Consider the following 16381-nt stretch of genomic DNA (forward strand, 5'->3'; position numbering starts at 1 on the left):
CTTTAACTGAAAAAACTTTCATGGAGGAATTAATCATGATAAATCCAAACTCCACTAAGCCAGTTGATCATTCTCAAAATAGCCAACCTGCTGAAGCAGGTAATAGCTGCCCTATATGCAAAATAGTGTTTGGCAGAGATGTGACCGTCACCGCTTGTTGTTCGAAAAAAATTGATACAGCCTATTTGCTACAGGCGCTTCAAGCTACTCCACTGGAGGTAAGGCTAAGATGCCCATTGTGCAACGCCGGGCAGCTTGATTCAGCGCAATCAGAACCTTTCTCAGTCAGAGTCGGGGCGCAACGGAACATACCAGGTTTCTTTAACGAGCCTCAGGGTGCCTGTTCCTCACAATCGGCCTCTGGTAATTTTTCCGCTGCCCAAAAAGCAGAGAGAACAACAAGTCATGAAAGACAGATGGATACCCTGCCTCCCCGGGAACTTCAACAAGACAGTATTCAGGGCACCAGGGCAGGGCTGACGGAAGACGATTATTGGGCACTGATTGGCAATCTGACAGAGGCTCTGAATAATGGGTTATGGGATAAGGCATATATCATTCAACGCGCTATTCAGGACACTGGGATAAAGCTGAAGCCCAGTTACATCTGGGTGAAGAATGACGCTAAACTGGCACTGGGTAACATGCTCATAGAGGCCGTGGACATTGGGTTTTGGGAAAAGGCAGATCTTTTACAGCAGATTTTTAAGAGCATCGGGGCAACGCCGAGCTACGACGTCCAGAAGGCACTGGGTAACAGGCTGATAGAGGCTGTGAATAATGGGTTGTGGGATGAAGCAGATAGTTTGCGATGCATTATCCAGGGCACAGGGGCAAGGCCGAGCTACGACGTCAAGAAGGCACTATTTAACAGGCTGATAGAGGCTGTGAATAATGGGTTTTGGGATAAAGCATGTAGTTTGCAATGCATTATCCAGAGCATCGTGTTACGGGTGCCGGACAATTTCCAGGATGCACTGTGTAACAAGCTCATTGAGGCCGTGGATGATAAGTCCTGGGATAAAGCAGATATTTTACGGCAGATTATTAAGGGCACCAGGGCAATACCGCAGTTCGAACACGAGTGGGCTCTGGGTAATAGGCTGATGGAGGCTGTGAATAATGGGTTGTGGGAGGAAGTATATAGCTTGCAACGCATTATCCAGGACACCGGGCCTCGGCCGACGAGCAAAATTCTCTGGGTAAGGCCGACGCACGAAGCCGAGCGGGCACTGAGTAACATGCTGATAGAGGCTTTGAATAACGGGTCGTGGGATAACGCAGATCTTTTACAGCAGGTTATTAACAGCATCGGGGCAAGTCTTGCGGACGCCGACGAACGGATACTGAGTAACAAGCTGATAGAGGCTGTGAATAACGGCTTGTGGGATAACACAGATAGAATTCAACGCATTTTCCAGGGCACCGGGGCAAGGTTGTCGGATGACGACCAGCAGGCACTGGCTAACAAACTGATGGAGGCTGTGAATAATGAGTCTTGGGATATCGCAGATCGTTTACAGCAGATTTTTAAAGGCACCTGGACAATACTGCCGAACGATGACATGAAGGCACTGAGTCACAAGCTGATAGAGGCTGTGAATAATGGATCGTGGGAAAACGCATATAATTTGCAAGGCATTATCCAGGGCACCATGACAAGGTTAACGGACGACGACCAGCGGCTACTGATTAACATGTTGATAGAGGCTGTGAATAATGGGCTATGGGAAAGAGCATTTAGTTTGCATCGCATTATCCAGGGCACCGGGGCAAGGTTGATGGACGATGGCACCATGGCAAGGCTGACGGACAACGCCCAGCGGGCACAGGGTAACAAGCTGATAGAGGCTGTGCAAAATGGGTCGTGGGATGACGCAAATAGTTTTCAAGGCATTATGCAGAGCACCGGGGCAAGGCTGATGGACGATGGCACCGTGGCAAGGCTGACGGACGACGACCAGCGGGTACTCAGTGACAAGCTGGCAGAGGCTGTGCTAAAGAGGTTGTGGGATAAGGCAAACAGTTTTCAAGGCATTATCCAGATCACCGGGGCAAGGCTGACAGACGACGACCAGCGGGCACTGAATGACATGCGGATACAGGCTGTGTATAACGATTCCTGGGATGACGCAGTTAGAATTCGATGCATTCTGGAGAGCATCGGAGCAAGGCCGATGGACGATGGCAAGGCTGACGTTTGAAGCTCAGCAGGCACTGAGTGACAAGCTGATAGAGGCCTTGGATAATGAGTCTTGGGATAAAGCAGATATTTTCCAGAAGATTATTAAGAGCAGCGGAGCAAGGACGACGTACAAAGTTCCTGATCTACTGGAATTTAAGCTGGTACGGAGCTTAACGATTAATCAGTTAAGAGAAAAGTTTGGCAGAAATGTGACTGTCATTCGCTGTTGATTCGCTGTAGACGGTATAAAACTTAAACGGTTAGCTGCTGGTCGGGACAACGAAAATTTTTAGGGATTATTAAGTTCCATGCTACTTATTTGGTGCTTAAGCCCTGATAAGGAGTGGGTATTTTCTAAAGGAGTTTTAATTATGTTTCCTAAACTGTCAACGATCTATATTCCGGTTCGACCCTTACCATCAGTATCTGAAAATTCTATCAAAAAATTGGATGTCGAGAATGAGAAGGGTGACCCTGAGTTCAGTATTGATCTGGATGAAATGCATGCTCGGGCCAGCCAAGAGAGTTATCTGGTTTGGGCAGGAATTGTCAGCGATAAAGCTGATCAAATAAATCATTTTGAAATAACGGTGGCCAGGGGTGAGTCAGTTTTTCTGAAGTTTCAGCCAAAGTCAGGGTATGATTGCAAGTTTCATATGACTGCCATCAGGCACCGGGATGTGAAAATATTTCTGGTCAACGACTACACCGATAAGCGAGTGATAAAGGCTTCCAGGATAGTTGGCGAACAAGGTCAAGATAAAATATTTGTTCTGGCTGATGAGGTGCCAGATTACTCTGCAAGATTACGAAGTTTTCACCTCTTGTTACGTCATATCCAAGGCACTGACGTGAAGGAATTAATAACCCGTCTGGCAAGTAAGGGGTTTTATCTCAAAGATGGTTTTGTCCGCTGTAATGGCTGTGAATACCGTAAAACCCTGAAGCAGTTTACCGATTATATGGACTCCTCAGGGAGCTATCTGGCATCAATGAAATCCATGCTGGCTGTTGTTCAGACCATATTGGGCAAAAGTGATGTTGAACACGATGATGACAATTGTTATCTGGCCAAAACGGATAAGAAAACATTTCTCCGTGTCAGTTACCCGCCAGATCCCAAAGTCGATGGTGGGTATAGTGAACAGGGGCACTATCTTGTCTGCCAAGCTGGTCGCAAAAATTGCATCGAGTGCCCAAGCTATACCGAACGGTGGCCATACAAGAAACTGAAAGAAATTTATGCAGAGCATCCGCAAAAGAAGTACCGTGATCGTTTCCTCAATCACGATAATCAATCTTTTCTGTTTACCACAACGGTTCCAAAATCGGCAATGCTGTCTCAGGATGATTTAATTTATGAGGCTTCGCAGATTAAAACCGATCTTGATGGGTTGCGACAAAAGTATAATGATTTTCAGCGCTTGGTGGATCAGTTATCGGATCATAATCCAGAGTTAGTCAAAGCATTAAATTTGCCTGCGATACAAAGCCTTTTATCCCCTGAAATTGGCATGCTTTTTTCCAGAATCATCTTCAAAATCGGCGAGAAATCGGCCAAAAACCTGTCATGTCATGATAAACAGGGCTTGCGCCATTTGCTTGATCAATTGCTGACATTTATCGAACATCAAGGTGGTGATGTTGGCGATAAAGGCTTTAAGTGTCTCGGTATATACGCCGACGAAAACGATGCTAAAAAAGCTGCACGCAAGGAATTTTCAGCACTGTCAGGGCAAAGCGAAATATCACCAATGCAGCAGCAGTGGCAGGAGCTTAAAACAGGGTTTGCCCAGGCTATTACCTCCACAATACTGAGACCTTTACTTAAGATACTCACCACCGACGGGATGGGTGATCACGTCATGAGTAAAATCTTTGGCGTCAGTGTGGACCCTGTCCCGCCGCCCATAATGCCAGCCCCTGCATCCGTGATGTCCGTGCGAAGACGCAAGGCATCGTAAATGTAAAAAAAATGGCTCTTCAGGGATATCTGTGGGTAAAAATGAGTCAATTTGACAGGTAGAAGCACCAGCGGCTGATTTTTGATAGGTTTTTTGTTACAAAAAAATAACAAAAAATAAGACACCCATTAAAAAAAAAATAATAAAAAAAAATAAGACACCCATTAAATAAATAAGACATTTAAAAACTGTATTCCCAAAAAAGGATCTGAAAACCTATCTTCGAATAGCTTATCAACGAGCCATACAGGAGCATTCGACGAACAGAGTCTACTCAGGCCATGATTCAGACAACACAAACTTATTCCGACTTAAAGTCGAGGAGGGATAAAGAGAAAGTGTTTAATTTCTTAACTGACTTCTACGCTAACCTGTCAGATACAAACGGCTACAGACGTTTAAGCCTTGAAGCCACTTCTGTCCGGCTTCAAGTGCATAAGCCTTCATCGCCTCCAGACGGCCAACTGCTCGATAAAAACGATTATTCCATTGCATGGTTTTCAGCCACTCATCAGGATCAATTTCCAGTCTTTCAAGAATAGGAGGGGTACACGACGGGATGGAACCTTTCTTATCTGTTCTGACAACGCGGCCAGTCCAGTCAACCAGTTCCAGATAGTCGTGAAGAAGGTAGGGAAGGGCAACGTCCGTAAAGCGTCCTTTACACTCGTCTTCTTTAGATGACTGATTGATGTGCAAAACCACATGATGATGGTTCGACATGACAGCGTAAGCGCAGACTTCGATAGCGAAGACTGAAACCAGTTCCCGCAGTTTATCCACCCACCCACTGGCGGCGATGCTCGTAGTTCTTGCCAGTCAGGTGGTTCTCTCCACAGAGGTAAGCCTGACGGACACATCTTGCCATGCAGTGTTAGTAAGGCGTTGAGCCGGGGACAATCAGGGTATTGCGAGCTTGGGCCATGAAGTCACCTGTCTGGGCAAAAAATCAGTTGTGGGTGAAAAGTAGACCAGGTGAATGGTAAAGCAAATTTATGGGTGTCTTTTTTTCTTTTTTATTTTTTTCTTAGCTTTAATGCGTTGGCTACGGAACTAAATCAATTAACGGCTATCAAATGTACATCGAACAAACTCTGTGGCGCTCTGTTCTGCCAGAAGAATTCAGAATCATGGCACCCTGTGCAGGCTTATAGGCTTGCGTTGCAATGCCCGCACATGACTTGTGTGCACTTTATTTGATAAAAAACTACCAGGGAGGCATTTAAATTGAATGGACCAAACTCGGCTAATCCGGATACTCCTTATCAAAACAGCCAACCTGCTGAAAACGATGGCAATTGCCCCATATGTTTAGAAGCCTTTGGCAGAAGAATTGTGACTGTCACTACCTATTGTAAGACACAAGTTCATAGAGACTGTTTGCAGCGGGTGTTTAACATTACTCAACTGGGGCAAAGGAAAACCTGCCCATTTTGCAGACGGGGCCTGGCTGATTTAGCAAAAGAGTTGGGTGCTACAGAAAACCAAGAAGCACAGCAGAACTTACCCGATTCCAACAGTATTCAGGACACCCGGACAATAGGGATGCGAAACCTCCGCAGGCGACTGAGTTGTGCGCTGGTATACGCCTTAAATAATAACTTTATGGATGACGCAGAGAATTTACAATGCATTATTCAGGGCACTGGGGCAGGGCTGGAGGACTACGTTCAGCGGGTACTGAGCGACAAGTTGATAGAGGCCCTCAATAATTGGAATTGGGCTAATGCAGAGCGTTTACAACGCATTATTCAGGGCACCGGCGCAAGGCTTGAGGACTACGCTCAGCGGGTACTAAGTGACAAGCTGACAGAAGCCCTCAATAACAGGGTCTGGGTTAACGCAGACTTTTTACGGCGAATTATTCAGGGCACCGGGGCAAGACTGGACGGCCCCGTTGAGCTGAGACTGAGTGAAATGCTGATAGAGGAGCTGAACAATTTCCGTTGGGAAAACGCTGAGCATTTAGTACGCATTATTCAGGGCACCGGGACAAGGCCGACGGTCGCAGTCGAGCAGGTACTGAGTGACAAGCTGGCTGATGCCCTGAATAATGGCTTGTGGAATAACGCAGTTCTTTTAGGAAAGATTATTCAGGATATCGGGGCAAGTCCGATGGACACAGCCGAGCGGGCACTGAGTGACAGGCTGGTACGAGACCTGTCCCGTGGGCTTTGGAATAATGTAGATCGTTTACGACGGATTATTCGGGGCACCAGGGCAAGTCTGACGGACAGAGCCAAAGCGGCACTGAGTGACAAGCTGATACGAGAGCTGTCTCGTGGGCTTTGGAATAACGCAGAGCGTGTACAACGCATTATTCAGGACACTGGAGCAAGTCACTCGCCAAACGCCCGGCAGACACTGAATAACACGCTGGCATGGCTGATAAGCAATAACATTCAAAATAATGCAGAGCGATTACAACGCATTATTGAAGGCAGAGTACCAGACTAAACTTGGGAAACGCAAAATGAAACCGGGTTTTGCCTGTTAAACTCCTCTGGCTGGAACCCATCCCGTATTGATCTTATTGTGCTGGTTATTTTTGGTCTCCCCGGAAAAAAATAACGAAAAAATAACAAAAAATAAGACACCCATTAAAAAAATAATGGAAAAGAGAAAAATAAGACACCCATTAAATAAATAAGACATTTAAAAGCTGTATTCCCAAAAAAGGATCTGAAAACCTATCTTCGAATAGCCTATCAGCGAGCCACACAGGAGCATTCGACGAACAGAGACTACTCAGTCCATGATTCAGACAACACAAATTCATTCCGACTTAAAGTCGAAGGGGGATAAAGAGAAAGTGTTTAATTTCTTAACTGACTTCTACGCTAACCTGTCAGATACAAACGACTGCAGACGTTTAAACCGCGAAGCCACTTCTGTCCGGCTTCAAGTGCATAAGCCTTCATCGCCTCCAGACGGCCAACTGCCCGGTAAAAACGATTATTCCATTGCATGGTTTTCAGCCACTCATCCGGATCAATTTCCAGTCTTTCAAGAATACGAGGGGTATACGACGGGATGGAACCTTTCTTATCTGTTCTGACAATGCGGCCACTCCAGTCAACCAGTTCCAGATAGTCGTGAAGAAGGTAGGGAAGGGCAACATCCGTATTCTGGCCCTGCAAACAAAAAGGCTTCAGGGTCAGAGGCTGATTTTTAGTCTCAGAATGTGTAACCTGCTTCACGCGCTCCTGAATCGACGTGTAGTCTGATTCTTCCGGTGTTTCTACCTTTCCAGCCCGAATCGGATTCAAGTCAACGTAGGTCATGCAGGTCAGTAACGCTGCCTCGTCCAGCAATGCCTGGCTTTTAAAGCGACCTTCCCAGAAGCGTCCTTTACACTCGTCTTCTTTATTGGCCTCACGAGCAAGGTGCTCATTCAGACAACGCATAAACCAGCTGATATCCGTTAAACGACGTCGGTATTCTTCAACATATTCATCGAAACGGGCCAGCTCGGCGCTGCCCAGTTTGTCAGCAGCCAAATGCCTTTGCACCAGAAGTGGACCTGTAAACAAGGTCGTCCAACGGTGAAGCACTTCGTCCCGTGACCAGCCTCTGGCAGATGACTGATTGATGTGCAAAACCACATGGTAATGATTCGACATGACAGCGTAAGCGCAGACTTCGATAGCGAAGACTGAAACCAGTTCCCGAAGTTTATCCACCACCCATTGGCGGCGATGCTCGTAGTTCTTGCCAGTCAGGTGGTTCTCTCCACAGAGGTAAGCCTGACGAACACATCTTGCCATGCAGTGGTAATAAGGCGTTGAGCCTGGGTCAATCAGGGTATTGCGAGCTTGGGCCATGAACTCACCTGTCTGGGCAAAAAATCAGTTGTAGGTGAAAAGTAGACCAGGTGGATGGTAAAGCAAATTTATGGGTGTCTTTTATTGTTCTTTTATTATTCTTTTTGGGTGTCTTTTATTCTTATGATTGTCCATGGTAAAGCAAATTTATGGGTGTCTTTTATTGTCGGGTGAAAAGTAGACCAGGTGGATGGTAAAGCAAATTTATGGGTGTCTTTTATTGTCCACTGTCGAGAGTGGCTGGACTTGCCTGAAGGCTGATGATCAAAGCTTTCGGTTACAACGACTTTTCCTGACGGGCATAATCTGTGTACACTCGTAGAGAGTTGTTACCTACTGATAACCAGGCAGCTGTGGTCCTGATAGCTACGAATTAAGGAAAAGATGCGTCTTAAATCGATCAAACTGGCCGGTTTCAAATCCTTCGTGGATCCCACAACGGTTCATTTTCCCTCCAATATGTGCGGTGTTGTTGGTCCTAACGGCTGCGGCAAGTCCAATATTATTGACGCCGTGCGCTGGGTTATGGGGGAGTCTTCTGCCAAGCACCTTCGTGGTGAATCCATGACCGACGTTATCTTCAAGGGCTCCAATAGTCGTAAGCCTTCAGCAAAGGCGACGGTAGAGTTGATCTTTGATAATAACGAAGGTCGGGTCACTGGCGAGTTTGCTGCTTACAGTGAGATTTCAGTGCGCAGGATGCTCACCTCGGAAGCCAAGAACTTTTACTTCCTCAATGGCAACAAGTGTCGCCGGAAAGATGTTATGGATATCTTTCTGGGAACCGGTCTGGGTCCGCGCAGTTACTCCATTATCAGTCAGGGTATCGTTTCCACGCTGATTGAGTCCAAGCCGGAAGAGCTGAGAGTCTTTATTGAGGAAGCCGCCGGTATCTCCAAGTACAAGGAGCGCCGCCGTGAGACAGAAAACCGCATTCGCCGAACCAACGAAAACCTTGAGAGACTGACTGACCTGCGGGAGGAGCTGGGTCGTCGTCTCGGGCATTTGCAGAGACAGGCCGAAGCGGCAGAAAAATACAAAGAATACAAAGCCGATGAACGACTGAAAAAAGCCCAGCTTCAGGCTCTGCGCTGGCAGGGCATTGATGAAAAGGTCAGGAATCAGGAACATGTGATTTCCGAACTGGAAGTCCAGCTGGAAGCTGCTGTCAGTGAGCAGCGCTCTTCCGACGCCGGGATGGAAAAGGACCGCGCCCAGCAAATGGAGCTGAGTGATCACTTTCATGAAACCCAGGCCAGGTATTATGGCACGGGCAATGAAATCACCCGGATTGAGCAGACGCTTCGCCATAAGGAAGAGCGGGCCAAAGAACTGAGCCATGACCTGCAACAGCTTGAACAAAGCTGGCAGGAAGCCCGTGAACAGATGGCTGAAGATCAGTCTCAGCTGGAAATTCTGGAAGCAGAAAAATTGCAGATTGAGCCTGAGCTGGAGATGCTTCAGGAGCAGGAATACCAATCCGGTGACTCCCTTGCCCAGGTGGAAGCGGAAGTGCATCGTTTGCAGCAGGAATGGGATCAGTTTAATCAGCGCTCCCATGAGCCTCAGAAAGCGGCTGAAGTGGAGCAGTCCCGGATTCAACATGCGGAGGCCGTACTGAAACGTCTGCAGGAGCGTGAACAGCGTCTGCGGGAAGAGAGCAGCAGTCTTGGTGGTGGTGAAGACATTGAAGAGATGGAATTGCTCTCCGAAAAGCTGACCGAGTTGGAGCTGACCCGCGAAAATTACGAGCTGAAACTCGAAGAAGTCAGCTCTGACATAGAGGAAAACCGTCTTCAATTTGATCAGTTGCAGGAAGATCGTGACAGCCACCGCAATGAGCTGAGTATGATCAGAGGGCGTCATGCTTCTCTGGAAGCCCTGCAGCAGGCCGCTATGGGGCAGGACACCGGGGTCATGGTCTGGTTGCAGCAGCATGGACTGGCATCGGCACCCAGACTGGCCGAAAAACTGCAGGTGGAGTCAGGCTGGGAACTGGCCGTTGAAACCGTTCTCGGAGACAGCCTGCAGGCAATCTGTGTGGATGATCTGGACCCTGTTGCAGGGTTGCTGGGTTCCCTGGAGCAAGGCTCAGCGGTTTTGCTGGATGCTTCTGCTCATCAGGTTTCTGACGATGCCAGAGGTGCGCTTCAGGCCCTGGCTGGCAAAATAAAGTCAGGCAGTGAGGCCAAAGGGTTATTGGCAGGCATCTATGTTACTGGTTCGCTGGAAGAGGCTCTATCTGCTCGATCTTCCCTGGAGGCTCACGAATCCATCGTGACGCAAGAGGGGATTTGGCTCTCCAGAAACTGGCTTAGGGTTTGTCGTGAAACGGACAATCACTCCGGTGTTCTGGCCCGTCAACAGGAACTCGAAGAGCTTGGCAGCCGTATGGAAACCCTGGAGGCACTTAGTCAGCAGGTAGAAGAACGTCTGGCTAACGCCAAGGTTCAAGCCGAGCAGCTGGAAACTCGTCGACAGCAGACACAACAACAGATCACTGAACTCAACCGAAACCAGGGTGAGGTCAGAGCTGATCTCGGTGCCAGGAAGGTCAGACTTGAGCAGTTTTCAGAAAGACGTACCCGACTTCAGCACGAGATTGCTGAATGTCAGGAGTTGAGTCAGGCTGAACAGGAAAGTATCGGAGAGTCCCGTTTGCGACTTCAGGACGCTCTGGATCGAATGGAGATGGACAGCGGTCTGAAAGAGGATTTGCTGGAGAAAAGAGAGAAGGGCCGGGAAGAGCTGGAACAGTTGCGGCAGCGTTCCCGTCAGGATAAGGATCGTCTGCATCAGCTGGCCTTGAGGCAGCAAACCATCAACAGTCAGGTGTCATCTCTGCGGGCGGCTATCGAGCGACTCAGCCAGCAATCCACCAAGCTGCGGGAGCGCCGGGAGTTGCTTCAGGCGTCACTGTCGGAGTCCCATTCTCCTGAAGGAGAACTGCAAGAACAGTTGGAGATTCTTCTGGCCAGAAGGCTGGAAGAAGAGGAAGCCATGCAGAAGGCTCGCAGCGAACTGGAAGACGTTGAACAACGACTGCAACAAATGGAAAAGAGTCGACAGTCAGCTGAGCAAAAAGCCCAAACGGCCCGTTCAAGACTTGAGAAATTAAGAATGGACTGGCAGGGCATGCAGGTCCGGCGTACGACCTTGTCTGATCAATTGCGGGAAGATCAGTTTGATCTGGATACCGTTCTGGCCAACCTGCCGGAAGAAGCCACTGAGAAAGCCTGGGAGCTGGAGCTGGAAAGACTGCAGGCGCGGATTGAAAGGTTGGGAGCGATCAACCTGGCAGCGATTGAAGAATACGAAACCCAGTCGGAGCGCAAAACCTATCTGGATGCACAGAACCATGATCTGGAGTCCGCACTGGAGACATTGGAAAATGCTATCCGCAAAATCGACCGGGAGACCCGCCAGCGTTTCAAAGTCACCTTTGATAAGGTCAATTCCGGTTTGCAGGAACTGTTCCCCAGAGTCTTTGGTGGTGGCCGGGCTTATCTGCAGTTGACCGGTGAAGATCTGCTGGATACCGGGGTGGCTATTATGGCGCAACCGCCGGGCAAGAAGAACAGTACCATTCATTTACTCTCCGGTGGTGAAAAAGCGCTGACGGCGATTGCCCTGGTATTTGCCATCTTCCAGTTGAACCCTTCACCCTTCTGTATGCTTGATGAGGTGGATGCGCCATTGGATGATGCCAACGTGGGCCGTTACGCCAAAATGGTTTCGGAAATGAGCGACAAGGTTCAGTTTATCTATATCACGCACAACAAGATCGCCATGCAGGCAGCGAATCAACTCGTGGGTGTAACGATGCAGGAACCCGGTGTCTCCAGACCTGTATCTGTGGATGTGGAAGAGGCCGCAGCCATGGCAGAACTCTAAGTCTCGGGAACAGTCTTCACAGGCTGTTTTCTAATGGTAATGTTGGTTTGTTATTCGTTGTTAAGGTTCGGAAATCTGTCACTGTGCAACCCTCTTGTAAATTGTGAACTGTTTATGGAGTTGCACTGGCGGCCGGAAAAAGTTATCACTATTCAGGTGCCTGTCCATTTGGCCAGGTGCTTATAGAAGATTGTTAATGATATCCGTAGTTTGCGCTTGAAGGGACAACAAATACTCGCCAGAATAGGGTCTCAGGTCAGGGCGATTTGTTTGTCCCGATTCTGGCGTTCTTCGAACAATAATGTGAAAGTAATGATTAAGAACGTGTGTTAACAGCAGTCTTAAACAATAGTCATAGACAACGGTCTGATTAAAAGATTTTTTGCTGTAACATAGTAGCACATTTTACTGATTTACAATTTTCAGATTTTTTTGCGTTTTCGGGTTGTTGATTTTCAGGCAGCAACAATCCATTGGGTAAGCAGGCGGCATGGACATGAGTTTACGAGATTGGTTGGTAGTAATCGGAATCGTCGTCATTATTGGCGTTCTGGCTGATGGATACCGCCGTATGCGTCTGGCTAGAAAAAGAGCATCAGAACTGTCTTTTGGTCTTGAAGATGTAAAAGGAAACGAAGACGAATTTGGCAGTGAATTGCCCAATGGTGGAGCTAGAAAGTCTGAGGGAAGCCCCCAGAAGCTGGAAACAGTCAAGAGCTGGGTACGTTCGGAAGAGTCACCCCATTTGCCTGTAAGGGAGCGGATCGAGCCGGAAATATCCAGCCTTGAATCAGAAATAGTAGCGCCTGCCAGGCCAGTGACACCGTTGCAGATGCAGCCTGTCGAAGCGTCAGAGGTTCAGAAAGAGTCGGAACCTTTACCCGTCCTGACTCGTGTGGATGGTGTCTCGGAAGTGCTTTCTGCCGTGCCCTCAGGTGGAGTTGAAGAGTCCGCTCCAGAAGTTGAAAAACCAGCCCCCGGAGTTGAAGAGCGCACACCTGTGCAGGAAAGCTTTACCTTGACGCCCGGGCTTGTTGAAGAACCCCGGGTGGCTGTCCCGCAATCTGTTACAACAACCAAGCCTGCAAGAGCGGAAAAAAGTCACCGTCCTGTCAACCAGGAAAAACTGGCAGACCGTCCTGCTGCCAGTGAAATTCTGGTCATCAATCTGCTGGCTAAAGGTGGCGAAAAGTTTAACGGAGCAAGGTTGCTGCAAAGCCTGCTGGCTTCGGGCATGCGCTATGGTGATATGTCGATCTTTCACCGTTATGCCAACAAAGATGGAACCGGGCAGATTCTGTTCAGCATGGCAAACGGGGTAGAGCCGGGCACTTTTGACATTGGCAAACTGGAATCGACTGAGACACCGGCAGTCAGTATCTTTATGGGATTGCCGGGGCCCCGTGAGCCACTCAAAGCGTTTATGCTGATGGAAGAAACGGTTCGTCAGTTAGCCCTGGATTTGGGTGGAGAGCTAAAAGACGAGCACTTTAGTGTACTGACTCAACAGACGCTGGAGCACTATCGTCAACGCATTCGTGATTTCGAAAGAAAACAGTTAACCCAGAAGATGGTTGACTGATTCCTTTCTGCCCTTCAACAATCCAAATCCTCTCCCGGACTGAGGGGGTCGCAAAACTCCAGCATCTCGTTCCCTCGCGATCAGGTCCCTTCGGTACCGGCGAGGGAACCAGAGACGGCTTCGTACCTCCCGGGAATTGTCAGTTTAATAGCTCAAGGCTGTTTTCAATCACTCCAGGCCGTTTAAGTAACAGAATCATGACCCAGACTAACCTCTCTCTCAAGGAAGCAGAACAGCAAGCTCAGAAGCTGCGAGAACAGATTGATGATCATAACTATCGTTATTATGTCATCGACGATCCTGTCATTGCCGATGCCAGTTATGATCGGCTGATGCAGCAGCTGAAGGCTATCGAAACGGATTTTCCGGAGCTGATCACTCCTCAATCACCCACCCAGCGAGTGGGCGCTGCACCCTTGCAGGCGTTTGAACAGATTCGTCATGAACTGCCCATGTTGTCACTGGATAACGCATTTAACGAAGACGATCTCAAAGACTTTGACCGCAGGGTACGGGAGCGTCTGGGTACTGATTCAGCCGTGGAATATGCCTGTGAACCCAAACTTGACGGGATTGCGGTCAGCCTTCTGTACGAGAAGGGTTCACTGGTACGAGGCGCTACCCGTGGGGATGGTACAACCGGTGAAGATATTACTATGAATGTTCGCACCATTGCTTCTATTCCTCTGCAATTACTGGGTGAAGGCTGGCCTGATCGTCTGGAAGTTCGCGGTGAAATCTTTATGCCCAGGGAAGGTTTTGAAAAGCTGAATCAGAGAGCCAAAGCCCGTGATGAAAAAGTATTTGTCAATCCACGCAATGCTGCAGCGGGCAGTTTGAGACAGCTTGACTCAAAAGTAACGGCGAAAAGACCTCTGGAGATCTACTGTTACGGTGCTGGTATTGTTGAAGGGGGTGAGTTACCAGACAGACATGCCGCTATTCTTGAGTGTTTTAAAACCTGGGGCCTGCGGGTAAACCCTGAACTGCGGGTAGTAAAAGGGGCTGCTGCCTGCGCTGAATATTTCTCGAGAATGGAGGAGAAGCGCGAAGCCTTGCCCTACGAAATTGATGGTATCGTTTACAAGGTCAACAGTCTGGCCCAGCAGGAACAACTGGGTTTTGTCGCCCGTGCCCCCAGGTGGGCCATTGCTCACAAGTTTCCCGCCCAGGAAGAAATGACCGTTCTGAAAGACGTCGAGTTCCAGGTGGGAAGAACCGGTGCCATTACGCCGGTCGCTAGACTCGAACCGGTGTTTGTGGGTGGGGTCACCGTCAGCAATGCAACCCTCCATAATATGGACGAGGTAACACGTCTGGGGCTGAAAATCGGTGATACCGTTATCATACACCGGGCCGGGGATGTGATTCCAAAGGTGGTTCGGGCTATTCCCGACCGAAGACCGGATGATGCCAGAGATATTGAGTTGCCTGAACACTGTCCGGTTTGCGATTCAGACGTTGAAAGAGATCAAGACGAAGCAGCAGCCCGATGCACCGGCGGTCTTTATTGTTCTGCCCAGCGCAAGGAAGCTATCAAACACTTTGCTTCAAGAAAAGCCATGGATATTGATGGCCTGGGTGATAAGCTGGTGGAGCAGTTTGTCGAGAAAGGTCTTGTGAATACAGTGGCTGATCTCTACAAGCTCGAAGTAGAGCCTGTTGCATCCCTTGAGCGTATGGGTAAGAAATCAGCCGCTAACCTGGTTAGTGCTCTGAAGGTTAGTCAGAAAACGACACTGGCCAGATTTATTTACGGCCTCGGCATTCGTGAGGTAGGTGAAGCGACTGCCCGGAGTCTGGTGGCTCATTATCGTGATCTTGAGGCGATCAGGTCAGCGACTCTCGAGCAGTTACAGGAAGTGGATGATGTCGGCCCAGTCGTTGCTGCTCATATTGAAAAGTTTTTTAAGCAGGAACATAATCTCGAAGTGATTGATGAACTGCTGAAGGTTGGGGTGCACTGGGAAGAAGAAGCCGAACCGGAAGCCGGTGTGGTTCAACCACTGGCAGGTGAGATTTGGGTGCTGACAGGTACCCTGCTCACCATGACCCGTGATGAAGGCAAGGTTGTATTACAGAAGCTGGGAGCCAAAGTTACCGGCTCTGTTTCAGCAAAAACCACGGCGTTACTGGCCGGAGAAAAAGCAGGATCCAAGCTGACCAAAGCCCAAAATCTCGGCGTTCGTGTTGTCACAGAAGATGAGTTTGCTCATTTGCTGCAGAAATGGGGAGTTTGATAAGTGAAACGAAGGTTGGCACTGATCATAACCATAGCCGGATTTCTTTTTCTGACCGGCTGTGCCACCAGTACAACACCACCTGCCAACCCTCATAACCTCTGTAGTATTTTCAAAGAAAAGCGTAGCTGGTATCGCCATGCTAAAAAAGCCAATGAAAAATGGGGGACTCCGATTCAGGTCATGATGGCCATCATGTATCAGGAGTCCTCTTACCGTCATAATGTAAGGCCCCCCAGACCCCGTTTCCTGTTCATACCACTGCCCAGAAGTTCATCGGCCTACGGCTATGCCCAGGCCCTGGACGGCACCTGGGAGATGTATCTGAAAGAGAATGGTGGCTGGTTCAAGGAGCGGGATGACTTTGAGGATGCCATTGATTTTATTGGCTGGTATACCCACAAAACACGTACTATTAATGGTGTCTCTCTGTGGCACGCTGATCTGCTCTACCTGAATTATCATGAGGGCTGGGGTGGCTACCAACGGGGCAGTCACAAGAAAAAAGTCTGGCTGTTGAATACCTCTAAAAAAGTGCACAGCCGAGCCTCAAACTACGGTGCCCAGCTTCGTCGTTGCCGTCTCTGAGCAAGAAGCCTTCAAGGATTCAGTGACTGATCGCGGTTCGGGACGCTATCGTCATTTTCGCTTTCTTCAAGAGATCATCAAAAGCCTCTGAATGACTTTCACCC

Annotated in this window: 9 protein-coding genes; 7 read left to right on the forward strand and 2 right to left on the reverse strand. The window is 48.8% G+C overall.

The annotated features are described in order from the left end of the window. The first annotated feature begins 35 nt into the window (after positions 1 to 35). On the forward strand, positions 36 to 2204 hold the full coding sequence (locus P6910_RS08525; protein WP_317145846.1) for a hypothetical protein: 2169 nt from the start codon (positions 36 to 38) through the stop codon (positions 2202 to 2204). A 352-nt stretch (positions 2205 to 2556) separates the two neighbouring features. Further along, complete coding sequence (locus P6910_RS08530) at positions 2557 to 4149, forward strand: hypothetical protein (RefSeq protein WP_317145847.1); 1593 nt, start codon at positions 2557 to 2559, stop codon at positions 4147 to 4149. A 366-nt stretch (positions 4150 to 4515) separates the two neighbouring features. On the opposite strand, the gene P6910_RS08535 is transcribed toward P6910_RS08530, so the two are convergent. Beyond that, the gene (locus P6910_RS08535; RefSeq protein WP_317145848.1) at positions 4516 to 4932 is read right to left on the reverse strand and encodes a hypothetical protein; all 417 of its coding nucleotides are present in this window, start codon (positions 4930 to 4932) and stop codon (positions 4516 to 4518) included. A 444-nt stretch (positions 4933 to 5376) separates the two neighbouring features. Here P6910_RS08535 and P6910_RS08540 point away from each other — a divergent pair, with 444 nt between their 5' ends. Continuing rightward, the gene (locus P6910_RS08540; RefSeq protein ID WP_317145849.1) at positions 5377 to 6606 is read left to right on the forward strand and encodes an RING finger domain-containing protein; all 1230 of its coding nucleotides are present in this window, start codon (positions 5377 to 5379) and stop codon (positions 6604 to 6606) included. 383 nt (positions 6607 to 6989) lie between these two features. On the opposite strand, the gene P6910_RS08545 is transcribed toward P6910_RS08540, so the two are convergent. Next, complete coding sequence (locus P6910_RS08545) at positions 6990 to 7973, reverse strand: transposase (protein ID WP_317145850.1); 984 nt, start codon at positions 7971 to 7973, stop codon at positions 6990 to 6992. 384 nt (positions 7974 to 8357) lie between these two features. Here P6910_RS08545 and smc point away from each other — a divergent pair, with 384 nt between their 5' ends. From smc to P6910_RS08565, 4 genes are all read left to right on the forward strand, one after another. Continuing rightward, a complete protein-coding gene (gene smc / locus P6910_RS08550) occupies positions 8358 to 11867 on the forward strand; it encodes a chromosome segregation protein SMC (RefSeq protein WP_317145851.1) in 3510 nt (1169 codons plus the stop codon). Positions 11868 to 12363: 496 nt separating this feature from the next. Further along, positions 12364 to 13449 carry a cell division protein ZipA gene (gene zipA, locus P6910_RS08555; protein WP_317145852.1) on the forward strand — a complete coding sequence of 362 codons (1086 nt, stop codon included), beginning with the start codon at positions 12364 to 12366 and terminating at the stop codon, positions 13447 to 13449. 197 nt (positions 13450 to 13646) lie between these two features. Beyond that, positions 13647 to 15689 carry an NAD-dependent DNA ligase LigA gene (ligA, locus tag P6910_RS08560; protein ID WP_317145853.1) on the forward strand — a complete coding sequence of 681 codons (2043 nt, stop codon included), beginning with the start codon at positions 13647 to 13649 and terminating at the stop codon, positions 15687 to 15689. 3 nt (positions 15690 to 15692) lie between these two features. Then, positions 15693 to 16277, forward strand: coding sequence for a hypothetical protein (locus P6910_RS08565; protein ID WP_317145854.1), 585 nt, complete (start codon positions 15693 to 15695; stop codon positions 16275 to 16277). Positions 16278 to 16381 lie beyond the last annotated feature (104 nt).

This window comes from Endozoicomonas sp. 8E (genome assembly GCF_032883915.1).
Classification (GTDB): Bacteria; Pseudomonadota; Gammaproteobacteria; order Pseudomonadales; family Endozoicomonadaceae; genus Endozoicomonas_A.